Consider the following 26,182-nt stretch of genomic DNA (forward strand, 5'->3'; position numbering starts at 1 on the left):
TGCTTTATTTTTATACCATGCGTGCCGTGGTATTGAAATGTTTGTAATACATTGTTCGTGTACAGATTATAATTTACTGTTCAAATGCCGGTGGATTTGTTAATTTAGCGCCGTTGTACCAATTTTTAGTTCTAATTTTTAGGCTCAATGTGAAAGCTGCATTTATTATTTTGATTAGCGTATTATTGCTCCAGCCACTGCTGGATAGCTTTGATGTGGCCGATCATAATGCTGCGTTTAATCACACCTCGGTACTGTTATCAGAAGAAATTGACCTTGAAGCCCATTGCGCAGCCAATGGCGATCACCAGTTACATCAATCAGAGCATGCCGAGCTTAGCAAACAGTTGTCTGACTCAGCCGAGAAAGGCCATTGTCATGTTTGTCACAGCCCTGCGTTTGTTGATTCGCTGCAATTGTCTGAACCTACTGATGTTTATTTCGCTAAAATTGAATCACTTGATTTCAACTTCAAATCGGCTGACTTAGCACCGCTACATCGCCCACCTATTTTAGCTCTTACTTAATCAAAAACCCTTTTTTAGATTTTTTGGGCTTAGCCCATTTTAAGTAAGAGACACTCTATGTATTTAAGAAATTTTATGCGTTACGCATTGCTGTGCGTATGCTATATGACTGTGACAAATATTTATGCGACAGAGCAAGCGCATAACCACCAAGAAAATGAGCAAGCTGAGCATGCTAATGAAGTCAGTTTAACTGAGCAGCAACAGCAACTAGCTAATATCAAAGTAGAACGCCTTGTTTTGAAAAAACACAAGCAAACCTTGTATGCACCGGGCGAAATTAAAGCCAATGGCTACGCCAGTTATGTGGTGTCACCGCGTGTTGATTCTATCGTTGTAAAACGCCATGCCTTATTAGGGCAACATGTAAATAAAGGAGACTCTTTAGTCACTTTATTTAGTGGCGAAGTGGCTAGCCAGCAAACAGAATTTAGATTAACAGAAGCCGAGTGGCAACGCGTTACTAAAATGACCGCAGGCACAGTCAGCGAAAAACAAATCTTAACTGCCAAAGCCGAGTATGAAGTGGCTTATAGCCGATTAGTTGCCTTTGGTTTATCAAAACAAGCTATTGTACAAACACTCACCATAAGCCCAGAAAAACTCGGTGAATACACCTTGTTTGCACAAACATCTGGGGCTGTTTTAACCGATAACTTTGCCCAAGGTCAGCGAGTAGATTCGGGGATTGAGCTGATGCTAATAGCCGATGAATCTGCGCTTTGGGTTGCTGCTCAGCTTTCAGCTAATCAAGACCGTACTATCAGTAATGGCTCTACGGCGCTGTTAGAAGTTAACGGCAATCGCTATCAAGCAAGGGTTATTCAAGAAGCACATACCATTGATGAACAAACACGTTCACGAACCGTTAGGCTCGAGGTAAAAAACACCCAGCATAGTTTGCACCCAGGCATGTTTGCGGATGTGTATTTTCATTTTGAAACAGACCAAGAGGTACTTGCCGTACCTGAAAACGCATTAACACGCAGTGCAGATGGTGACTGGCAATTGTTTGTCGTTGATGACGATGGTGGCTTTGCTGCCCAAGAAGTAACCCTTGGCAGACGTTTTGGTGATTATCGCGAAGTGTTAGGTATCAAAGCCGGGCTTGAAGTTGTCACCCAAGGTGCTTTTTTTATTGCATCCCAGCTAGCTAAAGGCGGATTTGATCCGCATAACCACTAGGGGTGATACATGTTTAATTTATTAATAGAGGCGGTGATAAAGAACCGTTTACTGGTTGTATTGGCCTTGCTTGCAGCGATTGCAGTGAGTGCATTTATGATCCCAAAACTTAATTTAGACGCCTTTCCTGATGTGACGAATGTGCAAGTTGCAGTGAATACCGAAGCGCCAGGGCTTGCGGCTGAAGAAGTAGAGCAACTGATCACATACCCGATAGAAGCGGTTATGTATGCGCTGCCCGATGTAGAGCAGGTACGCTCTATTTCTAAAACAGGGTTATCGGGCGTCACTGTGGTGTTTAAAGAGGGCGTCGATATTTACTTTGCTAGGCAACTGGTTTTTGAACGTTTGCAGTCTGCTAAAGAGTTGATCCCAGCTGGGGTGGGTATGCCAACCATGGGCCCTAATACATCAGGACTTGGACAAGTCTATCAGTATTTACTTGAAGCAAAGCCAGATGCCAACATAGATAGCATGGCATTGCGTAGTTTGAATGATTGGGTGGTTAAATTACTTATATTACCTATTGATGGTGTGACCGATATTCTGTCATTTGGCGGTGAGGTAAAGCAGTATCAAGTGAACATAAACCCCAATAAGCTCCTTGCTTATGACTTAACACAGCAAGATGTTAGTAACGCACTAGATGCTAACAACAGTAATGTGGGTGGCTGGTATATGAACCGTGGTCAAGAGCAGCTTGTTATTCGTGGTACAGGTTGGTTTACCCCAGGCGAAAAAGGGCTTGCTGAGATTGCACAAACACCTATCAAAACCATTGATGGGACGGTTGTTAAAGTGGCTGATGTTGCGAATGTTGAGCTTGGCAGTGAAATCCGCCAAGGCGCTGTCACCTTATCTAAACGCAATGAACAAGGCGAAATAGTCAATCGTGGTGAAGTGGTGACTGGTATCGTGCTCAAGCGAATGGGCGCTAATACCAAGCAAACGATTGATGGCATTAACGCGCGTATCGAGATGATAAATCAAGCGCTGCCAAAAGGGGTTGAATTTAAAGCCATTTACGACCAAGCAGAGCTTATAAGCCAAGCGGTACAAACGGTTGTTGATGCACTGCTTTTAGCTTTTGTATTTATTATCATTGTATTAGCGCTATTTTTGTTGGATTTAAGGGCAACATTTTTGGTGTTGTTGTCGATCCCTATTTCGATTGGCTTAGCACTGAGTGTAATGGCATGGCTTGGCTTGTCGGCAAACTTAATGTCGTTGGGTGGGATTGCTGTTGCAATCGGTATGCTAGTAGATGGCTCTGTTGTGATGGTTGAGAATGTATTTAGGCACTTAGGGCTTAAACATAATCAACATAAGCCCTCTTCGCAGCTGGTGGCTATTGCTGCAAAAGAAGTCGCACGGCCTATCTTTTTTGCCTCTTTGATCATACTAACGGTATTTTTACCGCTGTTTAGCTTTGAAGGCGTTGAGGCTAAGTTATTTCAGCCAATGGCTGTAAGTATTATGCTTGCGATTATTAGTGCTGTGATCGTTGCCTTGGTTGTGGTGCCAGCTCTGTGTGTGTACTTATTTGCTAAGGGCGTGACAGTAAAGCAAAGTATTCTGTTAAAACCTATCGATATGCTTTATCAACGGGCTTTACAAAAAGCATTGCAGGCTAAACGCAGCGTTTTAGCGATAGCAGGGTTATTACTGATTGTAGCGGCCGTTATGCTTCCAAGGTTGGGTACTGAATTTGTGCCAGAGCTTGAAGAAGGCACTATTAACCTTCGTGTGACACTTGCTCCATCTGCAAGTCTCGAAACGGCAATCTTAGTTGCACCAAAGCTTGAAGCCATGTTGCTTGAATTTAGTGAGGTGGAATATGCGCTGAGCCGAATCGGTCGGGCAGAAGTGGGGGGAGATCCTGAACCGGTTAATAACATTGAAATCTATTTAGGCTTAAAACCTCATGAGCAATGGGTAAACGCGAAAACGCGGGTCGAATTACAGCAACTAATGGAAGCCAAGCTTGAGCAGTTCCCAGGGCTTTTGTTTAACTTTTCGCAGCCCATAGCAACCCGAGTCGATGAGCTTTTATCCGGTGTTAAAGCGCAATTGGCCATAAAATTATTTGGTAGTGACCTAGGCGTTTTAACTGAAAAAGGCCAACAAATTGAGCAGTTAGTTCAGCAAATACCTGGTGCTAAAGATGTTGCTATGGAGCAAATAGGCGGCGAAGCACAGCTGATAGTTAAACCTAACCGTTTGGCATTGTCGCGCTTTGGTTTATCGGTGTCTGATTTGATGGATGTAGTTCAGCACGGTATTGGCGGGCAATCTGCAGGGCAAATCATTAATGCCAATGAGCGCTATGATATTTATGTGCGTATAGCAAAAAGCTTTCGGCAAAACCCAAATGTGATTGCTGATCTTCGACTGCGAACCCCAGCGGGTGCCATTGTTAGGGTGGGGGATGTAGCCGATGTACAAATAGAGTCTGGCGCTCCACAAGTTCGTCGCGATGATGTTCAAAGGCGGGTGGTTATTCAAGCGAATGTGCAGGGGCGAGATATGGGCTCTGTAGTTGCCGATATACGCGCTGCCATAGCCGATAAAATACAGCTACCAAGTGGTTACAGTGTAGCCATTGGTGGGCAGTTCGAAAACCAGCAACGGGCACAGCAGCGGCTGATGATAGTAGTGCCAGTAGCCTTATTACTCATTGCGTTATTGCTGTATTTTGCCTTTAGTAACCTATCGCAAGTGGTACTTATTCTTGTCAATGTTCCTTTAGCTGTGATTGGGGGAGTGATTGCATTGTATGTCTCTGGGCAATACTTATCTGTACCCAGCTCAGTAGGGTTTATTACACTATTTGGTGTTGCGGTATTGAATGGTGTGGTGATGGTCGAAAGCATTAATCAAAGGATTAGTGCAGGAGATAGCAAAGATAAAGCAGTATTTGAAGGCGCTGTTTCACGGCTTAGACCCGTACTTATGACTGCGCTTACTTCAATGCTTGGGCTAATTCCAATGATCCTTAGCACAGGAATAGGCGCCGAAATACAAAAGCCCCTTGCCACGGTTATTGTTGGCGGCTTGGTCAGTGCTACCTTTTTAACTTTATTTGTACTTCCGGTTCTTTATAAGTCGATGAGTAAATAAAGCATATGGGGTTAACTTTTAGTAGCCCCTTTTTAATGCCGTGTATTTCTGTAAAGGGCGTTTACACCATGCTAAAGCCCTTATAAACTGGGCGTTACAATAATGATGTAAAAAAGGAATACAGAGTGAGTAACGCAATTACAATTCGTCCGGCAGTCGCAAGTGATGCTGCAACAATCCTACATTTTATTACCGAACTTGCTATTTACGAAAAAGAACCTGACGCAGTTAAAACAGACGAGCAAGCTATTTTAAAAACGTTATTCAGTGAAGGTGCTACAGCTCACAGTGTTATTTGTTTAGAGGGCGACACGCCAATTGGTTTTGCTGTGTATTTTTATAATTACTCAACCTGGCTTGGTAAAAATGGTTTGTATTTAGAAGATCTTTACGTCAGTGCAGATAGCCGTGGTAAAGGTGCTGGTAAGCAAATTATGCAATATCTAGCTAAGCAAGCACTCGAAAAAGACTGTGGTCGTTTTGAGTGGGTGGTACTTGATTGGAATAAACCAGCCATTGATTTTTACGACAGCATTGGTGCTAAACCGCAAAACGAATGGATTATTTACCGCCTAACAGGCCAAGAGCTTATCGACTTTGCGCATCAATAAGTAATGTTGTTATAGCTTAAAATTAACAAATAACAATATAAATAAAAATCATTTGCATTTGATTTTTTCTATGTGTAGTTTAAATACACATAGAATGATTGGTATAAGTGCAGGTGATTTTTATGACTCAAACAACACGCCACACACCGTTAACCTCGAACGCCATTGATGACGCGCTTGCCCCTTGGCAAAGTGCAATTTATCAAGGCAACTTAGCATTTGAATCTGGCGAGCTTATTACTGCGCGTGATCATTACACGGTTGCCAGCAGCTGCGCTGAAACACTACTCGCACAGTTTTCTAATTTTCCAATCAACCATTCGGTAACTCGCTCGTTAGAGCATTGTATTGCAGCATTTGTTGTTGCCACTTTGAATCTTGCCGACACCTTTAAGGTAATGCAAAAACCAGATAAAGCCTGCACCTGGCTTTGTCATGCTCATCAACGATTAAGCGCGCTGTTAAATCACCCAGAGCAGCAGGTTCGCATCTTGGTGCTGCACCATCATCACAAAACCTATTATGAGCTGGTTAAGTTTGCCAGCATGGCATCGGCATTTCCGACACTCATTAACCGAATCAACCAGCTATTAGCTGACCATCCCCATAAAACGCAGTTATTACATTAACGATAAGGAATCAGTATGCCTTTTACATTACCCGATTTAGCGTATGACTATGATGCACTTGAACCGCACATTGATGCGAAAACCATGGAAATTCATCACACCTTGCATCATCAAACCTATATCAATAAAGCAAATGCTGCGCTAGAAGGCAGCCATTACTCTGAGCAAGATGCTGAAACATTACTACGCACTATTTCATCAATGCCTGAGTCTTTACAAAAAGCAGTACAAGAGCATGTGGGTGGCCATCATAATCACTCATTATTTTGGCAAATAATGACACCAAACGGCGGTGGTCAGCCAAGTGGTGAATTAAATACAGCAATTATTGATACTTTTGGCAGCTTTGACGCATTTAAAGAACAATTTACGAATGCAGCGGTAAGTCGCTTTGGCAGTGGCTGGGCGTGGTTATGTATTGATGAAAATAACCAATTGATTGTTGAAAGTAGCCTCAATCAAGATAGTCCATTAATGCAAAATCACACACCTATTTTAGGGCTAGATGTGTGGGAGCATGCATATTACTTGAAGTATCAAAATCGTCGTCCTGAATATATTGCGGCATTTTACGAAGTGATCAATTGGCCAGAAGTTGAGCGCCGATATTTAGCCGCAATTAAATAGCTGTTTAAATAGTTAAGGTCCGAAACTGGCTAGTCAAAAAATAATATTCAGTTAAGCTAACGGTATTAGCGTGTAACGAGAAAAATTATGACTAGCCAACAATGGCAAACTGCAAGGCAAAGCCGCGACCCACGCTTTGATGGTGTGTTTTTTGTGGCGGTAAAAAGTACTGGCATTTATTGCAGACCCATTTGCCCCGCACCAACAGCACAAGAAAAGAACGTTGAATATTACCAATACGCGCACTTGGCTGCGCAGGATGGTTTTCGACCCTGTATTCGCTGTCGCCCAGATAGCGCACCGAATAGCCCTGCTTGGTTAGGTACTAAAACCACCGCATTACGCGCCAAACAACTGATTGATAAAGGAGAGGCCTACGACTGTGAGGTTTTAGCCGACAGGCTCGGGGTGTCGAGCCGCTATTTACGCCGTTTGTTTAACCAACATTTTGGACTGTCGATCACCCAATATCGATTATTTAACCAATGCAATTTTGCCAAGCAGCTATTACAACAAACAGATTTGTCGGTGGCAGATATCGCATTTGCTTCTGGCTTTAATAGTATTCGTCGTTTTAATGATGCTTTTTTGAAGCAGCTAAATATCGCTCCTTCAAAGTTACGCAAGTCAGATAAAAAACCAAGCGCCACGCTAACCTTAACACTGGCATTTAGGCCGCCTTATAACTGGCAAGCACTCCATGATTTTTTGCAGCGCCGTTTAATTAGTGGCCTAGAATGGCTGAGTGCAACGAGTTATGGTCGCACCTTTAAAGACAAATATTGCCAAGGGCAATTCACTGCGCATTTTGTTGAGCATAAAAACCATTTTAAAGTGGCGATTGATATAGATAACACCCGTTATTTACAGCAAGTGATCCATAATATTCGTCGTGTGCTTGATTTAGACGCAGACACGCAAGCCATTGAGCTACATTTAGATGAAGAGCTGAAAGGCGCGATGCCACTTTGTGTTGGGCTTCGTTTGCCGGGAATTTGGTCTGAATATGAAGCAGGTATTCGTGCGGTACTTGGTCAGCAAGTGAGTGTTACTGCGGCTCACAATCTCGTAACTCAGCTTGTGAGTGAGTTTAATCAGCAAAGTACTAACCACTATTTTCCAAGCCCTGAATGGGTGGCCAATTCTGAACTCGATTTTTTTAAAATGCCACAATCACGCAAAGATGCGCTACGGCGTTTAAGTGCTTATTGTCAGCAAAACCCAGATAATCAAGAGCTTGATAATTGGTTAGAGCTCAAAGGCATTGGCCCGTGGACAGTTAATTACGCCAAACTACGCGGTCAAAGCCACCCTGATATATTATTGGCGGGAGACTTAGGGGTTAAAAAAGCCCTCGCTGGAATCAGCGAATTTAATAGCGAGCACTGTGCGCCATTTCGCTCTTATTTAACTTTTCAACTATGGCAACAATTATGAGTATGCAACAAGTTATTATGCCAAGCCCGATTGGCGATATTACCATTCAAAGTACGTCAAAAGGCGTCAGTTACGTTGGCTTCTACCCAGTGATTACGATGCAAACAGAGACTGTTGATGAGCATACCCTTACACCCATTTTAATGTGTATAAGTGAGCTTAATGAGTACTTTAATGGTGAGCGTAGGCGTTTTACTGTTCCACTCGATACCCAAGGTACCCACTTTCAAAGGAAAGTATGGCATGCACTGATGGATGTTGAATTTGGACAAACTAAAAGTTACCAAGAGATAGCACTTGCCATTAATAACCCAAAAGCGGTGCGTGCAGTGGGCGCTGCAAATGGTAAAAACCCGATTAGCATTATTGTACCGTGCCATCGGATTATTGGCGCAAACGGTAAACTCACAGGCTATGCGGGTGGCCTTGAAAGAAAAGAGTGGTTACTGAAACACGAAGGAATTTTGTAAAAAGTTAAATTGCCTTCTACACTATTTAAAGCTTAACTAAATTAGTAACTTATTATGACAGTGATGTTGTTTTTTACTAGAGTATTTTTGTGTACAGGGTTGTTTTTTACTTTTACTTGTTATGCGAAAGAGGCGTCTCCCTTACTAATTAAAATTTGTGTGGCGGATCATAATAAAGCGCCGATGTTTATCGATGCTAAAAACGAAATCCCCATTATTAATAGCCAAGCACAAATTAATACTCTAAAGGAATTAGATCTCGCAATAGATGAAGTTCAATTTCAATACCAACAAATGCCTTGGCAAGAATGTATATCATCAATAAAGCACGGCACTGTTGATGCATTTATTTCTGGTTTTAACGCGCTTAAAAGTGACTATGCTGTTTTCCCTGTTAATAAACAGGGCAAACCTCTCGATAAATATTCATTCGCATCTTTGAGCCAATGTTTAATCGGTAAACGACGTTTTCATTCAAAGTGGAATTCACGTGAGGTATTTCAATCAAAAGCATTCTCGTTAGCTGTTGCTAATGGCCATTTTGTTGGTGATGCTGCAAGTGAAGATGCGTTTTTTATTGAGCACACATTTACGCTACAAACTGCGATTGAACGAGTTGCTCAGGGAAATGCTGATGCAGCACTTGTGATTTGTGAGATTTCTAAGAATAAAGTCGACCTTAGTCAGTACTACCAATTTAAACTTGCTCCACTGTTCCCACCGATCAATACCTCAATAGCATATTTGGCTTTTTCAAATGAGTTTTTCTATAAGCATAAACTAGATGCAAACCTAGTTTGGGAGCAGCTCGCTAGTAAAAAATTGGCAGGGGTTTATGCAAGAATGTTGCAAAATATGAGCTCAGAACAAAACACTCATTATGGGACAAAAGAATAAGGTAAAGGATGATGTTGTCGTTCGATTAGGGTAGCATATTGCGACTTTAAAATTTGGGCAACATCATGGCACAGCTGTACTTTTATTATTCTGCAATGAATGCAGGCAAATCTACCACACTTTTACAATCTGCATTTAACTACCGCGAACGTGGTATGGAACCGGTTATTTTAACAGCGGCTATTGATAATAGAGCAGGTGTTGGCAAGGTGTCTTCACGTATTGGCTTACAGGCTGATGCGCATATTTTTGATGCAGAGAAAGATGTATTTGAATTGATCAAATCTTTAAATGCAGAGCAAAAGCGCCATTGTATTTTAGTTGATGAGTGTCAGTTTTTATCAAAAGACCAAGTAATGCAATTAACGGATGTGGTTGATGAGCTTGGTATTCCAGTGCTGTGTTATGGCTTACGTAACGATTTTAGAGGTGAGTTATTTAGTGGTTCACAATACTTACTTGCATGGGCTGACAAACTAATTGAGTTGAAAACAGTGTGTCATTGTGGTCGTAAAGCTAATCATGTACTGCGTACCGATGAGCATGGCAATGCGATTGCAGACGGTAATCAGGTAGAAATTGGCGGCAACGACCGGTATGTATCAGTGTGCCGCAAACATTATAAAGAAGCGTTAAATCTCGGCCGCTAATGCTGAGATAAAGCTATCAATATCTTGCTTAGTGACGCCTAAATGGGTCACTAATCGCAGTGGTTTTCCTGGCGAAAATAACATATTTTGTTCTTTTAGCGCATGTGCCACTGCTTTTAAGTCGATATGTTCGGCAACGTTTGCGTAAACAATGTTGGTATCGATTTGAAAAGTTGACGTATCAAAACCAGCTAACGTGTTTAATTGATCTGCTAAATACGCCGCGTTATCGTGATCTTCAGCAAGTCTTGCTACGTGATGCTCAAGTGCATACTGACCAGCGGCTGCCAGCATACCCGCTTGTCGCATACCACCACCAAGTACTTTACGCCAGCGGCGCGCTTTATCGATCAGTACTTTGCTACCTAGTAATAGGGAGCCAACCGGCGCACCGAGTCCTTTTGATAAGCAAATAGATACAGAATCAAAATACTGGGTGATCTCAGTAATATCAACACCTAACTTAACCGCCGCGTTATACACGCGGGCACCGTCTAAGTGCAGAGCAAGGTTATGTTTATCAACACACTCTCTGGCTTGTTTAAGATAACTTAGCGGGAGAACTTTGCCACCAATGGTGTTTTCTAAGCTAAGTAGTTTGGTTCTAGCAAAGTGAAAGTCATCAGCTTTAATTGCAGCCACAACTTTGTTTAAATCTATGCTGCCATCGGCATTATTTTCAATTGGTTGCGGCTGAATAGAACCTAATACAGCGGCACCGCCACCCTCAAATTTGTAGTTATGCGCTTGTTGACCACAAATGTATTCGTCGCCACGTTCACAATGCGCCATTAATGATAGTAAATTGGCTTGCGTACCTGAGCAACAATAAAGGGCGCTTTCAAAGCCATGGCGCTCAACAGCAAATTGTTCAAGCTGATTAACGCTTGGGTCGTCACCATAAACGTCGTCGCCTACTGGGGCGTCATTCATGACCGCGCGCATGGCTGCTGTTGGTTTTGTAACTGTGTCTGAACGAAAGTCGATCATTTTATTATCCTTATACTAGTTCGTTAAGAATGGCTTCGCGGTCGGCTTGGTCAAAATAGCTCCAAGCAATAAAGCGACTTATTTTTTGGCCTTGTGCCATTTTTATAACTTTTACTTCTTTCACATCAAGTGTGCTGAGTAACTTTTTTATATGCGGTAAAGTGTCAGACTTTGAAACAAGTGATGTAAACCAAATACATTGCTCTGCAAACTCTTGGCTCTCAATACACATTTTACTGATAAATTCGCGTTCACCGCCTTCACACCAAAGCTCGTTTTGACGGCCACCAAAATTAAGCGCTTTTTGTGGCTCTTTGTTTAAGTTTTTCCATTTACGTTCAGTACCTGCATTTGCCTGTTGCTCGCTGGCATGAAACGGTGGGTTGCATAAAGTTAGGTGAAAGACATCTTTATTCGATATTACGCCCGTAAACATTTTATTGGCGTTACTTTGCTGCTTAACATTTATTTTGAGGCGGTTAAATTGCACAATTTGCTTAGCAATTTTAACAGACAATACATCAATATCTGAGCCTGTGAAGTGCCAGCCATATTCGTGGTTACCCGTAAGCGGGTAAATCACATTTGCACCCGTGCCTACATCAAGCACTTTTACTTGCTTACCCGTAGGAATATGACCTTGGTTATCGCTTGCTAATAAATCGGCCAAGTGATGAATGTAATCCACTCTGCCAGGAACTGGCGGGCAAAGGTAGTTGTTGGGTAAATCCCAAAAATCGATTTTATAATGGCTTTTTAATAACGCTTGGTTGAGGGTTTTAACCGCTAACGCATTGGTGAAATCAATGCTATCAGTGCCCGCTGGCGTTTGCGTTATATAAGGTGTTAGGGCAGGAGTATCTTTGCATAGCAAAGTAAAGTCGTAGCCATTTAAGTGGCGATTTCGCGGATGCATTAAGGAAAACCTATCTGTTAGCCATATCAAAGGCTGATTGTACCAAATAAATTTTTAAAATGTGGGAGTGCTAATCTAATAATCACTTTATCAGTTATTCACTAATTATAGATAATTTAACTTTCGTGCGATTCAGAGCACGCTGATAATCAATTTTTTAATTTTGGCATCATTTGTGCTTTCTCTTATGTACAGTCCATTTCAAAGCGCTCAATTGCAGAGAGAAGTTAGTTTTTTATCAATTAACTTTTTCTACTCATAAGTAGTTTAATGATTGAGGTGGTTTGTTTTTTCACAATGCAGTGAATACAACTAATCTTGGGGAATTATTATATGAAGTTATCTATATTAGCAATGTCTTCACTTTTTGCTTCGCAAATTGCAATTGCAGACAATTTAATTGCAAACGGCTCATTTGAACTGGATGTCGTAAATTCAACATGGACATTGTTAGATGAAGTTAACGGATGGCAAAGTGAAGGTGCAAGATTTGAAATTCAAACATCGCGTCTAGGTCTTATTACTGCTCAGCAAGGTAATCAATATGTCGAGCTAGACTCTACTTCTAATTACAGCATCTTTCAAACAGTCGCAACTGAGGCTGGAAAAACTTATGAAGTTTCATTTTACTACTCGCCTCGTATTAACGGTAACAATGATACAAATAAAGTTGATGTGAAGTGGAATGGAACAACAGTACTAAACGTAAATGCGACGCAAAGAGGCTGGCAATCATTTACATTATCTGTAGAAGCAGATTCAAACTCTTCAGAAATTCGTTTTAGCGGCGCAGGTGCGAGTGATAGTCTAGGCGGTTTTATTGATAACGTTGTTGTCACTCAAAAGCAGGCTTGTCATTCTGGTATATTTGGTATTAACAATTTTGGTTCTTCTGAAACGGGTTATGTTTATAAATTTGACCTAGAGACAAATACTTACAGTGTGGTCGCAGGAGCGCAAAATACGGCTTCAAACATTGCAAGTTATGATGGCAAACTTTATTTTATGGAACAACTTGATTCGGGCACGAAAGCGTCAAAACTTTGGTCGTTAGATTTAGAAACGGGCGCTCAAGTTGCTGAGGCTGATGCTACATCTTGGCCAATTTATCGTTCAGCAGTCACGGCAGACGGACAATCTTTACGTGCGACAAGTAAAACCTATATGTATGACTACAACTTGCAAACTGGAGAAAAAACAGTACTAGGCAAGATGCGCTATTCGGGAGATTCTTTCTCACATGGTGATGTAGCATATTCTGCTGATAATAATGTACTTTACGTATTAACAGGTCAATCACTCTATACCATTGATGATGGTTCGATGGAGTTAACCTTAATTGGTGAACACGGCATTAATTGGGCTTCAGGATTAGCGATTGCTGATGATGGAACATTGTATGTTTCAGGAAGAAAAGCAGGCGAAAATGCGAAGATTTACAGTGTTAATCCTCAAACGGCTGACTCTAGTTACGTTATGGATGCACCAGAGCACATTAATGATTTAACTTTCGTAGATAACTACTGCGAATAGGCGGTGTTTATAAAAATAGCCAGTGGTTCTGGCTATTTTTATTTAGTCTATTAAACATGGTAAGCAAAATTATTTGATAACTGATAGGTTGCTTTGCTTAAAGTATGGGCTACTTGAGGTTAAGAGCGAAAGAACGGGTATATTGGCCATGATACAAGCAACTAAAATTAGTGTTTAAAAATTTCTACTCAAATTGGGTCACATTGGGTACTACCATAAGACATTTAAAGCTGATAAATTCGTAAGTGATTCAATCAAGGAAAAATAATAAAAATCATGGTTAAAAAGATACTTAAAGGAATTGGTATAACATTTTTAGTGTTAATTAGCTTATTTGTACTCTTAGCAATTTGGACTGCGAATAAATCCTCTGCTTACAAAGAAACTGCTATTCCTTACCTAAATTCAGCAATTACAGATATCTCTAAATGGGACCCTCAAACTTTCAAAAACTATATGACCCCATCATCAATTGAAAATGCCACAGATGAAGATATTTCTAAAATCATGCGTGCATTCTCAAAGTTGGGCGAATTAAAAGAACTAGGTGAATTTGAATTTATAAATGTTAGCTCTAAAGCTGTTACCGGAGGTGGTTCTGGTACTTATGTTACTTATTTAATTCCAGCTTCATATACTAATGGAGACGCACAAATAACCGTCACGTTAAAAGAAGAAGGTGAGTCATTCTCTATTTATAACTTCAATTTAAATTCGATGGCGCTTATTGATTAAGTTTTATCAAAAATAGTGCGCGCAACTGGTTGTATTTAAATAGTTTATTTTCAAAGGAATGTTTATGTCTAAAATTAAAAAAATAGTGATAGCTGTAGTAATTGTGCTAAGCCTTGGTGCAATTGCTAAACAATACAATGAGCACAATCACACAGAGATGGCAATTAAAGAGTGTGGCAATAAAGACAACGTCGCTAAAGTCGACTCTAAAGGTTTTGAGTGTAAAGACTAATCGAGATTAGTAAAACAAATAGTACACCTGAAATTATCATACTTGGTTTAAACAGCAACCTAACCACTCAACAGTAAAATAATCATGCAGGGCTTTTTATAACTTAAAGGGGAAGAATTGAAAAAAGAACAAAGCAAGGAAAGTGGTATCTTATATGCTGTATTTACAACCGTTTTATTGTACTTCCTTTTTAAAATTACGTTAATTTTTTCTATGCAGTTAAATTGGCATTCAACCTGTCTTAGCTCACTTTGGGATAATGCCGACTCTGTATTAACACCTTTTTTAGGGTTTTCCATTGTTGCTGTACTAAGTTGTATCTGGTTTTTTTATTGCGCCATAAAATACAAACAAAAAGCAGGTAAAGCGGTATATCTTTTATTAGGCGTAGGGGCTGTGTTCTATTATTTTTGGTTTAGAGGCTTTTACGGTTTTTGGCAGTTATTGAACTACGAGCAAAAAGAAATCACAGTACAAGAGTTTTATGAAAAAACAGGTGGTACAGATAGACTCACGTCGTTGTTTGGTAACCGCCTCAGGCATCATGAATTGTGTAAGTCATGACATGACAAGATTAATTAAAATACAGATGAGACGTTTTGTGAGGTAACAATATCGGTTGCTGTAAAAATACACAGTATAGATATTTCGCTCCCATATTCAAGAAAATGAGCAACGAGCGCATTTTCTTTTTCTGAATCCCTTTAGGACTAATTAAAAATACGAGTTGCCGATGCCTTAAGTTATTTGTTACTAATAGATTTATTAATACATGAGCGTGTCATTGACAGAAAGATTCGTGACGCGCGCACTATTAAAAAGTTATTTTTTGCTTTAACAAATATACAGCCCCGCGCTATTGCCGTTGTGCTGAACGTTAGGTACAACGAGTGGTTAGAGATGAAATTATCAATCGTATATATAATTCTAGCTCTTCCGTTTGGTATTTTATTTGTCGTGAGTGTTCCAAGAACTGGATGTTATGGCGCAGTATGTAGTGACTTTCAATCTGTTGGTGTTATTACATTCATATTTTATGGTTTAGCTTTATTGTTTTCTATTTTAGGCCTGTTGCGTTTATTAAAAAAAGTTAAACTCAACCAGTTGCATAAATATGATAGTAAAGATCTAAATAACCTTGATGGGTAAGTTGTACCTAACAAGTATCTAAACCAAAGGACGCAAAACAGCAGGCTTGTGCTCCTTCGTCGCCAATTTTAGCCTGCTATTTTGTGCCGTTTATTACGGCGTTAGGTTAAAAAGTTGAATGGCACTACCTAAAAAAGGAATTAGAAAAATTGAGTATGAAGGGCATACATACGGTTGGTTAATTCGTTCAAAGCCAACTTACACTCAGGGGGCATTTCAATGCCCAATGACCATAGGTATTCAAGAATTGGACTGTGAAATGCCCAAAGTTTTATATGTTACTCTGAATATTGATCGGCCAGATAATTGGCTATCTAGTCATCAAACTCAAATAACCCCAAATATCATTCGTAATATTATTAAAGGGGCTATCGAAGAAGGTTGGGTGTTTAATGAGGGTGGGGCGGCATATGAGTATGAATTTGGTGTAATAAAAAATGCGTAGCCAGTCACCTAACAAGTTTAACAGCCACCGCCACTGCGTCGCTAGACAGACTAAACGCAGCTTCGCGGCAGGCTGCCGGTTATAAAGGCTTTGGCCGAAATCAAATAAACAAAGGAGAAATGATATGGGTGCATGGGGAATGGGAGTGTTTGATGATGATACTTCTTGTGACTTACTTTATGAAGCTATGGAAACAGACGCTCTCAGCTTTATCAAAAAAGCACAAAACCATAAAGATGCGGAGTATCTGGAATACGATGAATGCCACGAAGTTATTGTTGCTGCTTCTATAATGGACTACATATTAAACGGTACAAAATATAATCATAATACCGATGGCTATGACGAATGGCTATCGAAGCAAGGAAAAGAAGGAATTGAAGATTTAAAGTCAGATATTTCTGAAAGCCTGCGGAGAGTTTTATCAGAAGAGTCAGAACTAAATGAGTTGTGGCTAGAAAATGAAGAAGATTACCCTACATGGAAGGGGAATATAGAAAGTATATTGTCAAACTTAAATGGCTAATAAATTGCTGCACCTGACAAATACTGCTACGCTCGTTTTGTTTGTGTCTGTCGGTGGCGCTCTTTTTTACACAAAGTCGCTCTTTGCAATATGTGCAGGTGAGTAAGGGAATAGAAGCCTATGAAGTTTAGAGTTCGAGAAGAAGACACACATTTCTATTTAAATGAAAGGAAAAATGGTGAATATGAACTAATGCTTCATACTGGCCCGCGTTTAGGTGAAAGTATATGTTTTTCGAAAGAGCGTTTAACTCAATTTAAAAAGTTGCTTAAAAACAGGGAATATTCATCAAAAACATAAAATTTTTAGGCATTCAATTACTGTCCAAAAGCAAACTTCGCTTGTTATTGAATTAAGTAGAAATATTGAGTTGTTTAACGCACTAATTGTAGATGAAAATTACTCTGTTAATATGTACGAAAATGACTTAGAGCAGTTCATAAACAGGTTTGAAGAATGCGGTTTCTAACATGGCAATTATGTGTGGGACGTCTAAAGCTTAGCTGGCGCTCCTTCGTCGCTAATTTTAGCTGAGCATTTATGCGCCCATTAGTAAGGCGTTATAAGCCAAGGGAAGTTCGGTGATGAAATCGATAATCGGAAAATTTGATGTGTTAAGCGTGTTTGCAGCGTGGACACTTTTGCTAGTTTTCTTTGTATCTTTGGCTTATGGGAAAATTTTTTCCGAACCTGATGCTAGTGCAACTCATTTAGTCTATTTGTTTGGTGCTTTCTTTTGTGCAGTATTAGTTCACATTGTTTTGGCACTTTTTAACCGTTGTCCTCATTGCAATAAGTGTTTAACTGTTCAAGGTTTTAAGAAGCCTCACCCAGCTTCAAGTGGTAGTTGGGATAAAGTAGTTTGGCGCTGGTTTTCTGGTTCTATTGTATGTATTCATTGCGGGCAAAGAGTGGCAACCAATGGCTTATAACAAGTTGCTCAAGTTCGTTCGTAAACTCACTGGGACAATTAACCGTTGGCTTGGCGCTTCGCACAAGTTTAGCCAACAGTCAATTGCCCCTTAGCAAAGCGTTAGCTGTATTCAATGGACTTCATAATAAAACTTATAGTTCGGCTAGGTATTTTAGCTGGGGTAATTTCTACATTTTTTATCTTATGGGTATATTTTACTTTCCCCGATATGTGTGGCAATTATCTCCATGCAGAAGCTTATTCACCTGATAACAAAAATCGGATAGTAGTGTTCCAGCGTGATTGTGGTGCAACTACAGGGTTTTCTACTCAGATTTCTATTTTAGGCGCAGATGTTAAGCTACCAAATGAATCAGCCAATATATTCATCATACCAGGGCACCCAAACGAAGTGGCGCCAGGTGTAGAGTGGTTGGATAACTCTACAATAAAGATATCTCACAGGCTTAATGGGCAAGAATATTTATCAGAAACTAGTTATGGATGGTTTAATAAAGTTGTAGTTAAATATGAGTAACCATACAGCTAACAAACGCATCAACGCATGGACTAATAAAGCTTGGCTTGGTTCGTGCCTCACCAATTTTAGCCAAGCATTATTAGCCCGTTATGCGAGGCGTTAGGTTACTAATGAGTACAGATATAGAACCGATGTATATTGATTGCGGTAAGCATGGAAAGCGAGTGGCTGCCGTACTATGTGGTCATCTTGTCAAACCTGAGGGAGAGCCTCTCGGTTTCATTGAAAATTCAAGCGTTCCAAATGATCTTCAAGCTTGGTGTTATCAATGTGAGGCAGTTTTTGAGGAAAAGGACGGCATGACAGAAAAATTCAGAGAATTTAATCAAATGTCAGTTGTATGTGTTAACTGTTATGTACAAGCTGCACAGTATCACAACGTAGATTGAGGTTCGTAACCTAACAAGCTGTTTAAAATGGACGCCTTACTGCTTGGCTGGCGCTCATTCTTCGCTAATTTTAGCCAAGCGTAATCCGCCCATTAACAGGGCGTTATACGTTTCTCAGGGATGGTTATGAATTTAAAGCCTTTTCAAATTACTTTACTCTTCTTTATCACTTTATTTCTTGTAGCCTGTTCTGTTGCCTCAAAATTCGAGATTTATAACAACACTGGCGTAGAAATAACACTCACATTAAATAAAGGTGATTATTCAGCGTCATATAATATAAAGCCAGCAAGCTCTATCACTATAGATTATTGAGATTTACCTAATGGTGCAAAAGCAACTGTTAAATCCAATAATTTTAGTTGGGAATTTTTGCCAGAATATGTAAGTCACAGTTTTGCAAAGCGTTCAATGATACCAAGTTACAACTTGTTTAAATTACAAATTGATCTAAGCGGAACCGTTTATGTTGTTGCGCCAGAATCAGATTTTCCTGCTCAACAACACGTTGAGCAACCTGAGTTTTACCCATTGCAAACACACAATTAAAAACGTATAACAATCGCATTAAGGGTGGACGCAAAAAGCTTGGCTGCGCTCATTCTTCGCTATTATAGCCAAGCTTTATTGCGCCACTTATGCGGGCGTTAGGCAAGCTATGAATCCAGCAAAAGTTGATCGCAGCAAAACCACAAAGTTGACTGACCTCCCTAATATTGGCAAGGCCGGTGCTTCTGACTTGCAATTACTTGGCATTGTGAATCCAGAAGATCTTGTGGGTCGTGACCCATACCAAATGTACGAAAAACTCTGCAGTACGACAGGGCACAAGCATGACCCTTGTGTAATTGATGTGTTTATATCAATTACTCGTTTCATGAGCGGCGAGGAGGCTAAGCCTTGGTGGGCGTATACATCGGAGCGTAAAAATGCTCTCGACCGAAAGTGAAGTCTGTATGCCTAACAAGTCAATGTTGTACGGCGCTGTCGCGCCCGGACTCGCTAACGCTCGCCGCAAATTGAGGCGTTATGTGTCAAAAGAGTTCGGAGCATGAATAAGCAAGAAGCACAAAAATTGGTAGAAGTTGAACTTGAAAAAAGTGCCGATAAATTCGATCCAGTAGAGTGTGTCATTCTTGAAGAAGAAACTATTGAAAAGCAGTGGGGTTGGGTGTTTTTCTACCAAGCTAAATCCTATGTTGAAACGGGTGATTTCCGTGAAATGCTAGGTGGCAATGCTCCAATAATTGTAAATCGCAATACAGGCGAGCTTTTTCATACTGGCACAGCTCATGAAGTGGAACATTATATAAGCGAATGTGATGCTAAATTACCAGCAAGCACATAACAAGCCGCTCAAATTCGTTCCGGCCACAAAAAGCATGGCCTCCACCGGACTCGCTAACGCTCGCCGTTTAGCGGGGCGTTATATGCCTAAGAGAGTTATGTGAATATTGCTATTTTTGTAGTTTCATTTGTGGTCTATGTTTGGCTCTGCTTGGGTATCGTAAAGTTCCATAAACATTTAGCAGATAAACTTAAACTGGTTAATCGTCGTAGTTTGTTAAACGTGTTTAGCCAATATATTTGGTTTCTGTTGTTTATCGTTACCTACATTCCGTTTAGTATATTCTTCCCTGCATGGTTAAATGGAAAACTTGGCATAGTGCAAGAGTCCCCAAATGTAACAGCTATTTTCATTTTGTTGGGATGTTTAACACTAGCAATTACTATGTGGCTAGGTTATAAAAAAACTAAGTAGGCGAATTGGTAATCGGCATATAACAAAGCAAATTAAAAAGTGCGGACAAAAAACTAGTTGGCTTTGTTCGTACCTTACAAATTTTTAGCCAACTAATTTTTGCCGTTTATTTGCGGCGTTAGGCATCTAAATGAGAAACGAAGGATTAGTTAAAGTTCACGTATCTTTACCCAATCACTGGATGATTGGTGGCGAGTCTATGTGGGCAGAGCCGCTAGGGAATAATATTTATCGGCTTGAAAACGTTCCATTCTTTTCGTACTCGTTAAACTTCAAGGATGAAGTAAAAGCTTTTGAGGACGATAACGGCATATTGGAAATTGAAAATGTCATAGCAAGAAGCGGTAACCGCACTCTCAGAATAATTTTTGACAAATCAATTGATAGAGATAAACAAGATTTTTATATTGAAAAAATTCGCGATTTGGATTGTTCATTGGAAAGATGGGATGAAACATACTTAACTGTCAATGTTCGTAAATCTGCTTGCTATTTAGATGTAATCAAAAAGTTTGATATCTGGGATGCGGAAGAAATTTTTGCTTATGAAACATGTGACGAGCAAATTCCAGGATCCTTCGATGCTGAGCCGGATGACGATGCCTAACAAACTGTTTAAAGTGGACAAAATTACGTTGGCTTGGTTTCACTCCGCTTCACAATTTAGCCAACATAATTTTGCCCATTAACAGGGCGCTATATATATTGCAGGGAAGTATGATTAGACTTTTGGCTCTATTTTTTTTGATTCTACCGTGGTGCTCAGTTGCTACTGGTGTGGTATTTATTTCCGAGAAAATAATTACGCCTGAGCAAGCGAGTGAATTCGGTATTTACAGGCTAACCGCTGGCAATGACCCGAGCTGGAACGTATTAGTTTATCCTTCTAAAAACGCTAATAATGAGCCTGTCATAGAAGCATCAATGACATTCACCATTAAAGAAAAAGAAGTAGCATTGGTACTTCCTAAAATCAGTAATTTTGAACAGACTAGTTTCAAACGTTCAGATGTCGTTTTAGATACCAACTCAGATGTTGCTGTAAGTTTCGCAGTTACATATGGCTCTCAACGCTTGGTACTAGTTAATATTACCCACTTGAAGTCAAGAGATTATGAAACGTTTGCAATGCAATATAACAAACGCCTTATCTCTGAAAATGATTAGTTGTCATAGTTTTGGAAAACAACACAAAAAGCCATGCCAACACATTGCTTGTTAAGCAGGCGTTATACATATAAAGGATTCAACTTGGTAAATATTGAAAGTACGGCAGGAATTGTTGCAACGGTAACATTATTAATACTGTTTATGTTCTTTGCTGCCAATCTAGGAATGATCGTTTTAGAGCAAAAAATATCCACAGGCAGCCTACAAGCATTTGGCTCAGGTTTGGCGAAGATGCTCAATAAAAGTGACAATCCTAATAGTTACAAGCAAGCGAGGGTTTACTTGGTTGGAAGTGCTGTATCATTTTTTGCATTCATGGCTCTTTTGGAGTTTGGCTATGCATAACAAACACACCAATGAATGGGCGGATTAAGGACAACGGAATGTCACCATCGGAAATTTTTTTAGAAGAAAGACCACCCATGGCTGAGGAATTATCCTCACTTCGAGCTGCTGTCGGATGGACTAATCCTGAGCTGTCGATTATAGAAAGCAGCATCAATTCTTCATTGTTTTGGGTTTCAATATTTCAGAGTGATCGTCTCGTTGCATGCGGTCGTGTTATCGGTGATGGTTTCATGTACTTTTATGTTCAAGATGTCATTATACATCCTGAATTTCAAAAGCTTGGTTTAGGCTCAAAAATCATGCAGTCTATAAACGGTTTTCTGTCGTCAAATTGCCATTCTGGCTCAACTGTTGGATTATTGGCGGCAAAAGGGAAAGAAGATTTTTATCTCAAGCATGGTTTCGCATTGAGAAGTGGCAAAGATCTAGGTTTAGGCATGTGTAGGTTTATTTAGTTACAATCCTAACAAACCGCTGTATTCCGCTGCAAGTTCCCAGAGACAATAACACGTTCACTTCGTGCACTGGGACAAAAACGGGGCGCGCCTTTGGCATTTTCGCGCTACATTTGTGTCCGTTAGCTAAGCATTATATTTACTTAAGGATTCGATCTGTGCCTAAATATCAAATTCCTAAAAATGTTGGTGAATGCGAAATTATTGAATCCAGGGCTGGAACTCCTTTGATCTGGAATAGAAAAAAAAGTAAAGGCAAAATTTCTATTCCTTGCAGAGACTGGGAGCACGCTGAAGAGGTTTTAAAAAAACTTAAGGCTCTGAAAAATGGTGGTGAATTGTGGGTATGATTTTATGCTTTCAGTAGCATAGTAAATATAACAAACGCATCAATGAATGGACGTCTAAAGCTTGGCTGGCACTCGTTCCTCTCAAAATTTAGCCAAGCTTAATACGTCCCATATTGCGGCGTTATACACCATAGGAAAGCATTGTGCTAATTCAGGCGATTAATAGTCAGAGAAGACTAAAACCATATTTTTACTCGCAGTCTGCAAAAGTTGGTGGCATTGGTTGCTTGCTTGGGCTTTCAGCTGCGTACCCGTTATTCTTTATAATTGCCTCGAGCTTTGGTATTGAGTCAGATATACCAATACGTAGCTACGATGTTGGTACAGTAACTGTAATGTTCACAGTATGCTTCTTAATTATTTGCTTATCACTATACGCATTTTGTGCTTTAACTGCCTTTATTTACTATGGAATTAAGTGCAAGAAAGGGCATATCGATAGGCAAGAACTTAGTAATATCGTATTTAAAGGTATCTATCCAAAGCGGTGGCAACGTGGGTTTTAGTTCGGATTATGACAAACCACAAAAGACTCTCGCTGGGGCGCTAAAAAATGGGTTGCGTTACTTTGTTGCTATTTCTAGCTCTTCAGTGGTGCGCTAGCCAATAGAAATGTTTATGCGAAATTCACCTAATACATCCGACTCTCTAAAATGTTTTTTCCAGTAATTAGTTAACACAAATACCCTAAAGGTCTATTTTCAGAGATAGCTAAACATTGAGGTTGGCTTGAAATAATAGTTAATTTGTTTCCAAATTGTGTAGTACGCACATATATTCAAAAAATGAGCGACGAGCACATTTTCTTTTTCTGAATACCTTTAAGACTAGTTAAAAATACGAGTTGGCAATGCGTTACGTTATTTGTTACTAATAGATTTATTAATACCTGAGCGTGACATTGGCAGAAAGGTGCTCGACGCACGTACTATTAAATTGTTAGGTAGCTAGATGGAATTTCAGAGTTGGCCAACACCTTTTGAAAATGGCAGTTTGTGGTTAGTTGATTTGTCATGGGGTACCAAAGAGTGGACTTTAGAGAAATCGAATGGTGTAAAGTACCTGATTAAAGGCGACGCAAAACACGAAAACCATGAACTTGTTGCTCGTGTATTTCACGAAGAATCACAAACTATATACGAGCTATTATTTGAATCTGTAAATGGCTTTCGTTGTCTTGATGAGCATGGGTTGACTGAAGTTTGGAGCGAACAACGACCAAAGTTCAATACTTTTAAAATAAGAGGTCACGGCTGGCACAAAGAAAGTCCGCTCACCTTCTTTATAGGAAATGATGGTGAATGGTCTCACTTAATAGTTACTTCTGACGAATGTTTAGAGGTTGTTTGTCGAGAAAGCCCTACTGTAAAAGTGATTGGTAAAGCAGAGGTTTTCGCTACCTAACAAAGCCATAAAACAATGGACGCAAAACAGCAGGCTTTTGCTTATAGTCAGCCAATTTCTGCCGCTAATGGCAAGTGTTATATTCTTAGGGAAGTTTGGTGAAAGACGAAGAGCTAATCAAAAATCTAATTCCTTTGTGGCATAGTGTTATGGCATGGGCAAAAGAAGTACTGGTTCGTTCATATAAACTGGATGATGCGAAAGATATCTTGGGTCGAGAATACCGAGGAAAAAATCAAATTCCCGGAACGAATTGGTTTTATCGTACACACGGGATAGGTGTTGATGTATTCAAAACCCCCGAAGTCGGCGGAATTGATTTTGATTTCGGAAAAGATGAGCCAGATGAATGGCGATTAAAGATCTTCTTTGAAAAACAATTTAATGATGGTCAATTGCCTTATGCAGATTATCAGCATCTTGCAGACGATGAAGAGCGTTTAGAGAAAGCAATCAAAATGGTCTTAAGCAATTGAGAATATAACAAGCCCATTATGGCAATTGGACGCAAAACGCTTGGCTGGCGCTCATTCATCGTAAATTGTAGCTCACTATTTTTAACCCGTTAATCGAACGTTAGTATCTAAGGTGAAATATTGAAATACGGTGCTTGGGTTTTACTTGCAATGGTATTTACAGGGTTAGGTATCCTGAAACTTGAAAAAGATGAAGTATCCCGGACTGACTTAATTCAAAAGAACGGCACGATTGAATCAGTAAGTTGTAACTCAGGCAGTAAAGACGGATCGCCGACGGTTGTATTGCAAAGTGATGGCATTAGTTCTTCTTATAAAGTCTTAGAAAAGTTTTCACTGAGAACCGATTGCGACGACCAAAAACAAACTTTAATTGGTCCTTCGGTCATAGTTTCTATTCTGCCAAATAATAATGATTTTGCGATGGCTTATGAGTTTATCCTTGATGGAAATAAGATCTACTCATTGGAAGATGTAACCTCTTCTGACAAAGAAACTGCTTATGCGCTATTTTTAGTTGCCTTTGTGATGTTAGGCTCATTATTTTTCAATCGGCAAAATGATACATAACAAACGCATTAATAATGAGAGCCTAACGCTTGGCTGGCGCTCAATCATCGTAATTTTAGCCTGCTACTTTGCGCTGGTTAAGCGAGGCGTTATAACTTACAGGAAACCTTCATGGAAATTTCTAAATTAGTTGAAGAAGCAGGGAAACTTCAAGAAGCTTAGGCATATTGTTTTCCTGAGTTAACAAATGAAATTGCTGCTATTGAATTGAAATTTCAGTTTCAAAACAACGTAGCCTTCGAATTAGTCGTTAAGGCATCAGCAATTATGCAATTAACCTTTAATGAGTTATGACATTGCCATTAATTACGGGCATTACCGAGTGTCAGCTTCCATCCTCTATATTTAAAGCTGAATTTCTAAAATTGGCACGAATCGCTCGCTGAGTCTAACTCAAAATTTCTTAGAGTTTAATTTGAACGAACTACGGAAGTTACCCAAAACAGGTCGATTGAGAAGTTAGGTGAATTTTTAAAATCAATTAGTTAACCTGCTTAATTGCTCAGGCTAGCGATCTTTTTACACGTAATAAATAAAATTGCTTATTAAGCCAAATTTAGGTGTAATGAACAAAATAAGAGCTGAGTAATGCAAGGAAAACTTACATAGCAAGGAAAGCGTACATAACACTAGCTAAGCTGATTGAATTCGTTAGCAAAGTGAGAGCCTCCAAAAAGCCTATTTTATATAAGTAAGCCATAGCATAAACAACACCAACTCTGACGCACCGAGCAGGTAGTGGTTTAGTCCAACAAGCTTTAATGCAACACAAATTACGTGTTGAATAAATACTAAAATGTGAGATCAGAAAACTGTTCGATAAATCTTTATAAATTCAAAGAAAGTTAAAATATTAAAAGGGAAATAGCTTATGCCATTAAACGCAAAAGTAAAAACGGAAGTTATTAAAAACACCGAGAATTATGAAGGTCGTGTTCCTCACTTATATCTTGATACTAGGGGCTTAGTAACTGTAGGTATAGGACATCTAATTCCTAATAAATCGGCCATGGCATCTATTCCTTTATACAAGAAATGAGCAAATAATGTGCTTGTATTAGCCTCCTTAGCGGAGAAAGATGCAGAATATGACACAATAAAAAAGCAACATTATGGAAGGTACTT

At 39.7% G+C, this 26,182-nt stretch carries 34 protein-coding genes; 32 read left to right on the plus strand and 2 right to left on the minus strand.

Translation table 11 applies throughout. The features are described from left to right. Window positions 1-149 precede the first annotated feature (149 nt). The 10 genes from ISP07_RS17095 (at window position 150) to ISP07_RS17140 (ending at window position 10,153) form a co-directional block, all read left to right on the plus strand. Window positions 150-527, plus strand: coding sequence for a hypothetical protein (locus tag ISP07_RS17095; protein ID WP_054552100.1), 378 nt, complete (start codon window positions 150-152; stop codon window positions 525-527). A 105-nt stretch (window positions 528-632) separates the two neighbouring features. Beyond that, window positions 633-1,712, plus strand: a complete 1,080-nt coding sequence (locus tag ISP07_RS17100) for an efflux RND transporter periplasmic adaptor subunit (protein ID WP_228290665.1) — start codon at window positions 633-635, stop codon at window positions 1,710-1,712. Window positions 1,713-1,721: 9 nt separating this feature from the next. Further along, window positions 1,722-4,832, plus strand: a complete 3,111-nt coding sequence (locus ISP07_RS17105) for an efflux RND transporter permease subunit (RefSeq protein ID WP_209328340.1) — start codon at window positions 1,722-1,724, stop codon at window positions 4,830-4,832. 125 nt (window positions 4,833-4,957) lie between these two features. Continuing rightward, window positions 4,958-5,443 (plus strand): GNAT family N-acetyltransferase, encoded by a 486-nt coding sequence (locus ISP07_RS17110; RefSeq protein WP_054552102.1) that lies wholly within the window; start codon window positions 4,958-4,960, stop codon window positions 5,441-5,443. Window positions 5,444-5,565: 122 nt separating this feature from the next. After that, window positions 5,566-6,072, plus strand: a complete 507-nt coding sequence (locus ISP07_RS17115; protein ID WP_138599957.1) for a hypothetical protein — start codon at window positions 5,566-5,568, stop codon at window positions 6,070-6,072. A 15-nt stretch (window positions 6,073-6,087) separates the two neighbouring features. After that, window positions 6,088-6,699: a superoxide dismutase gene (locus ISP07_RS17120; RefSeq protein WP_209328341.1), complete on the plus strand. Its 612-nt coding sequence runs from the start codon at window positions 6,088-6,090 to the stop codon at window positions 6,697-6,699. Between the two features lie 87 nt (window positions 6,700-6,786). Next, a complete protein-coding gene (locus ISP07_RS17125; RefSeq protein WP_209328342.1) occupies window positions 6,787-8,136 on the plus strand; it encodes a DNA-3-methyladenine glycosylase 2 family protein in 1,350 nt (449 codons plus the stop codon). A gap of 2 nt (window positions 8,137-8,138) precedes the next feature. After that, the gene (locus tag ISP07_RS17130; protein ID WP_209328393.1) at window positions 8,139-8,606 is read left to right on the plus strand and encodes a methylated-DNA--[protein]-cysteine S-methyltransferase; all 468 of its coding nucleotides are present in this window, start codon (window positions 8,139-8,141) and stop codon (window positions 8,604-8,606) included. Between the two features lie 159 nt (window positions 8,607-8,765). Next, the gene (locus ISP07_RS17135; RefSeq protein WP_054552106.1) at window positions 8,766-9,503 is read left to right on the plus strand and encodes a hypothetical protein; all 738 of its coding nucleotides are present in this window, start codon (window positions 8,766-8,768) and stop codon (window positions 9,501-9,503) included. A 65-nt stretch (window positions 9,504-9,568) separates the two neighbouring features. Continuing rightward, complete coding sequence (locus ISP07_RS17140) at window positions 9,569-10,153, plus strand: thymidine kinase (protein ID WP_209328343.1); 585 nt, start codon at window positions 9,569-9,571, stop codon at window positions 10,151-10,153. On the opposite strand, the gene ltaE is transcribed toward ISP07_RS17140, so the two are convergent. Together ltaE and rlmF are read right to left on the minus strand one after the other, a co-directional pair. After that, the gene (gene ltaE / locus ISP07_RS17145) at window positions 10,136-11,143 is read right to left on the minus strand and encodes a low-specificity L-threonine aldolase (RefSeq protein ID WP_209328344.1); all 1,008 of its coding nucleotides are present in this window, start codon (window positions 11,141-11,143) and stop codon (window positions 10,136-10,138) included. The genes ISP07_RS17140 and ltaE overlap by 18 nt on opposite strands. A gap of 10 nt (window positions 11,144-11,153) precedes the next feature. Further along, the gene (rlmF, locus tag ISP07_RS17150; protein ID WP_209328345.1) at window positions 11,154-12,059 is read right to left on the minus strand and encodes a 23S rRNA (adenine(1618)-N(6))-methyltransferase RlmF; all 906 of its coding nucleotides are present in this window, start codon (window positions 12,057-12,059) and stop codon (window positions 11,154-11,156) included. A 333-nt stretch (window positions 12,060-12,392) separates the two neighbouring features. Here rlmF and ISP07_RS17155 point away from each other — a divergent pair, with 333 nt between their 5' ends. The 22 genes from ISP07_RS17155 to ISP07_RS17260 all read left to right on the plus strand — a co-directional run bounded on the left by ISP07_RS17155 (window position 12,393) and on the right by ISP07_RS17260 (window position 25,057). Further along, on the plus strand, window positions 12,393-13,592 hold the full coding sequence (locus tag ISP07_RS17155; protein ID WP_054552110.1) for a DUF642 domain-containing protein: 1,200 nt from the start codon (window positions 12,393-12,395) through the stop codon (window positions 13,590-13,592). A gap of 276 nt (window positions 13,593-13,868) precedes the next feature. Beyond that, window positions 13,869-14,327 carry a hypothetical protein gene (locus ISP07_RS17160; protein WP_209328346.1) on the plus strand — a complete coding sequence of 153 codons (459 nt, stop codon included), beginning with the start codon at window positions 13,869-13,871 and terminating at the stop codon, window positions 14,325-14,327. 64 nt (window positions 14,328-14,391) lie between these two features. Beyond that, on the plus strand, window positions 14,392-14,559 hold the full coding sequence (locus tag ISP07_RS17165) for a hypothetical protein (RefSeq protein ID WP_188729789.1): 168 nt from the start codon (window positions 14,392-14,394) through the stop codon (window positions 14,557-14,559). 117 nt (window positions 14,560-14,676) lie between these two features. Next, the gene (locus tag ISP07_RS17170) at window positions 14,677-15,123 is read left to right on the plus strand and encodes a hypothetical protein (RefSeq protein WP_209328347.1); all 447 of its coding nucleotides are present in this window, start codon (window positions 14,677-14,679) and stop codon (window positions 15,121-15,123) included. Window positions 15,124-15,459: 336 nt separating this feature from the next. Next, on the plus strand, window positions 15,460-15,708 hold the full coding sequence (locus ISP07_RS17175) for a hypothetical protein (RefSeq protein ID WP_209328348.1): 249 nt from the start codon (window positions 15,460-15,462) through the stop codon (window positions 15,706-15,708). A 118-nt stretch (window positions 15,709-15,826) separates the two neighbouring features. Next, complete coding sequence (locus ISP07_RS17180) at window positions 15,827-16,153, plus strand: hypothetical protein (RefSeq protein ID WP_209328349.1); 327 nt, start codon at window positions 15,827-15,829, stop codon at window positions 16,151-16,153. Between the two features lie 124 nt (window positions 16,154-16,277). Beyond that, window positions 16,278-16,679 carry a DUF4259 domain-containing protein gene (locus ISP07_RS17185; protein WP_187491190.1) on the plus strand — a complete coding sequence of 134 codons (402 nt, stop codon included), beginning with the start codon at window positions 16,278-16,280 and terminating at the stop codon, window positions 16,677-16,679. Window positions 16,680-16,799: 120 nt separating this feature from the next. Then, on the plus strand, window positions 16,800-16,979 hold the full coding sequence (locus ISP07_RS17190; protein ID WP_209328350.1) for a hypothetical protein: 180 nt from the start codon (window positions 16,800-16,802) through the stop codon (window positions 16,977-16,979). 284 nt (window positions 16,980-17,263) lie between these two features. Beyond that, on the plus strand, window positions 17,264-17,611 hold the full coding sequence (locus ISP07_RS17195; RefSeq protein WP_187491288.1) for a hypothetical protein: 348 nt from the start codon (window positions 17,264-17,266) through the stop codon (window positions 17,609-17,611). 114 nt (window positions 17,612-17,725) lie between these two features. Then, entirely contained in the window at window positions 17,726-18,130 is a 405-nt protein-coding gene (locus ISP07_RS17200) for a DUF5412 family protein (RefSeq protein ID WP_209328351.1), read from the plus strand. 113 nt (window positions 18,131-18,243) lie between these two features. Then, entirely contained in the window at window positions 18,244-18,522 is a 279-nt protein-coding gene (locus ISP07_RS17205) for a hypothetical protein (RefSeq protein WP_209328352.1), read from the plus strand. Window positions 18,523-18,933: 411 nt separating this feature from the next. Further along, a complete protein-coding gene (locus ISP07_RS17210; RefSeq protein ID WP_209328353.1) occupies window positions 18,934-19,071 on the plus strand; it encodes a hypothetical protein in 138 nt (45 codons plus the stop codon). Window positions 19,072-19,180: 109 nt separating this feature from the next. Beyond that, window positions 19,181-19,471, plus strand: a complete 291-nt coding sequence (locus ISP07_RS17215) for a helix-hairpin-helix domain-containing protein (protein WP_209328354.1) — start codon at window positions 19,181-19,183, stop codon at window positions 19,469-19,471. A 102-nt stretch (window positions 19,472-19,573) separates the two neighbouring features. After that, entirely contained in the window at window positions 19,574-19,870 is a 297-nt protein-coding gene (locus ISP07_RS17220) for a YrhB domain-containing protein (protein WP_209328355.1), read from the plus strand. Between the two features lie 544 nt (window positions 19,871-20,414). Then, window positions 20,415-20,891: a DUF4265 domain-containing protein gene (locus ISP07_RS17225; protein WP_209328356.1), complete on the plus strand. Its 477-nt coding sequence runs from the start codon at window positions 20,415-20,417 to the stop codon at window positions 20,889-20,891. Window positions 20,892-21,001: 110 nt separating this feature from the next. Further along, window positions 21,002-21,451, plus strand: coding sequence for a hypothetical protein (locus tag ISP07_RS17230; protein ID WP_209328357.1), 450 nt, complete (start codon window positions 21,002-21,004; stop codon window positions 21,449-21,451). 84 nt (window positions 21,452-21,535) lie between these two features. Further along, a complete protein-coding gene (locus ISP07_RS17235; protein WP_187490864.1) occupies window positions 21,536-21,799 on the plus strand; it encodes a hypothetical protein in 264 nt (87 codons plus the stop codon). 38 nt (window positions 21,800-21,837) lie between these two features. Then, window positions 21,838-22,257, plus strand: coding sequence for a GNAT family N-acetyltransferase (locus ISP07_RS17240; RefSeq protein WP_209328358.1), 420 nt, complete (start codon window positions 21,838-21,840; stop codon window positions 22,255-22,257). A 158-nt stretch (window positions 22,258-22,415) separates the two neighbouring features. Next, window positions 22,416-22,607, plus strand: a complete 192-nt coding sequence (locus ISP07_RS17245) for a hypothetical protein (protein WP_062565556.1) — start codon at window positions 22,416-22,418, stop codon at window positions 22,605-22,607. Window positions 22,608-23,558: 951 nt separating this feature from the next. After that, a complete protein-coding gene (locus tag ISP07_RS17250) occupies window positions 23,559-24,011 on the plus strand; it encodes a hypothetical protein (protein ID WP_209328359.1) in 453 nt (150 codons plus the stop codon). Between the two features lie 98 nt (window positions 24,012-24,109). Continuing rightward, the gene (locus ISP07_RS17255; protein ID WP_187490867.1) at window positions 24,110-24,487 is read left to right on the plus strand and encodes a DUF6896 domain-containing protein; all 378 of its coding nucleotides are present in this window, start codon (window positions 24,110-24,112) and stop codon (window positions 24,485-24,487) included. Between the two features lie 120 nt (window positions 24,488-24,607). Beyond that, window positions 24,608-25,057: a hypothetical protein gene (locus ISP07_RS17260; protein WP_209328360.1), complete on the plus strand. Its 450-nt coding sequence runs from the start codon at window positions 24,608-24,610 to the stop codon at window positions 25,055-25,057. The last annotated feature ends 1,125 nt before the right edge of the window (window positions 25,058-26,182 follow it).

The organism is Pseudoalteromonas sp. PA2MD11, assembly GCF_017808125.1.
Lineage (GTDB): Bacteria > Pseudomonadota > Gammaproteobacteria > Enterobacterales > Alteromonadaceae > Pseudoalteromonas > Pseudoalteromonas simplex.

Coding starts and splice junctions, on each gene's coding strand:
- ISP07_RS17215 (WP_209328354.1), top strand. CDS start 19,181: ATGAATCCAGCAAAAGTTGATCGCAGCAAAACCACAAAGTTGACTGAC.
- ISP07_RS17185 (WP_187491190.1), top strand. CDS start 16,278: ATGGGTGCATGGGGAATGGGAGTGTTTGATGATGATACTTCTTGTGAC.
- ISP07_RS17140 (WP_209328343.1), top strand. CDS start 9,569: ATGGCACAGCTGTACTTTTATTATTCTGCAATGAATGCAGGCAAATCT.
- ISP07_RS17250 (WP_209328359.1), top strand. CDS start 23,559: ATGGAATTTCAGAGTTGGCCAACACCTTTTGAAAATGGCAGTTTGTGG.
- ISP07_RS17165 (WP_188729789.1), top strand. CDS start 14,392: ATGTCTAAAATTAAAAAAATAGTGATAGCTGTAGTAATTGTGCTAAGC.
- ISP07_RS17120 (WP_209328341.1), top strand. CDS start 6,088: ATGCCTTTTACATTACCCGATTTAGCGTATGACTATGATGCACTTGAA.
- ISP07_RS17225 (WP_209328356.1), top strand. CDS start 20,415: ATGAGAAACGAAGGATTAGTTAAAGTTCACGTATCTTTACCCAATCAC.
- ISP07_RS17190 (WP_209328350.1), top strand. CDS start 16,800: ATGAAGTTTAGAGTTCGAGAAGAAGACACACATTTCTATTTAAATGAA.
- ltaE (WP_209328344.1), bottom strand. CDS start 11,143: ATGATCGACTTTCGTTCAGACACAGTTACAAAACCAACAGCAGCCATG.
- ISP07_RS17220 (WP_209328355.1), top strand. CDS start 19,574: ATGAATAAGCAAGAAGCACAAAAATTGGTAGAAGTTGAACTTGAAAAA.
- ISP07_RS17210 (WP_209328353.1), top strand. CDS start 18,934: ATGATACCAAGTTACAACTTGTTTAAATTACAAATTGATCTAAGCGGA.
- ISP07_RS17115 (WP_138599957.1), top strand. CDS start 5,566: ATGACTCAAACAACACGCCACACACCGTTAACCTCGAACGCCATTGAT.
- ISP07_RS17160 (WP_209328346.1), top strand. CDS start 13,869: ATGGTTAAAAAGATACTTAAAGGAATTGGTATAACATTTTTAGTGTTA.
- ISP07_RS17130 (WP_209328393.1), top strand. CDS start 8,139: ATGCAACAAGTTATTATGCCAAGCCCGATTGGCGATATTACCATTCAA.
- ISP07_RS17195 (WP_187491288.1), top strand. CDS start 17,264: ATGAAATCGATAATCGGAAAATTTGATGTGTTAAGCGTGTTTGCAGCG.
- ISP07_RS17100 (WP_228290665.1), top strand. CDS start 633: ATGACTGTGACAAATATTTATGCGACAGAGCAAGCGCATAACCACCAA.
- ISP07_RS17230 (WP_209328357.1), top strand. CDS start 21,002: ATGATTAGACTTTTGGCTCTATTTTTTTTGATTCTACCGTGGTGCTCA.
- rlmF (WP_209328345.1), bottom strand. CDS start 12,059: ATGCATCCGCGAAATCGCCACTTAAATGGCTACGACTTTACTTTGCTA.
- ISP07_RS17240 (WP_209328358.1), top strand. CDS start 21,838: ATGTCACCATCGGAAATTTTTTTAGAAGAAAGACCACCCATGGCTGAG.
- ISP07_RS17155 (WP_054552110.1), top strand. CDS start 12,393: ATGAAGTTATCTATATTAGCAATGTCTTCACTTTTTGCTTCGCAAATT.
- ISP07_RS17175 (WP_209328348.1), top strand. CDS start 15,460: ATGAAATTATCAATCGTATATATAATTCTAGCTCTTCCGTTTGGTATT.
- ISP07_RS17180 (WP_209328349.1), top strand. CDS start 15,827: ATGGCACTACCTAAAAAAGGAATTAGAAAAATTGAGTATGAAGGGCAT.
- ISP07_RS17125 (WP_209328342.1), top strand. CDS start 6,787: ATGACTAGCCAACAATGGCAAACTGCAAGGCAAAGCCGCGACCCACGC.
- ISP07_RS17200 (WP_209328351.1), top strand. CDS start 17,726: ATGGACTTCATAATAAAACTTATAGTTCGGCTAGGTATTTTAGCTGGG.
- ISP07_RS17105 (WP_209328340.1), top strand. CDS start 1,722: ATGTTTAATTTATTAATAGAGGCGGTGATAAAGAACCGTTTACTGGTT.
- ISP07_RS17205 (WP_209328352.1), top strand. CDS start 18,244: ATGAGTACAGATATAGAACCGATGTATATTGATTGCGGTAAGCATGGA.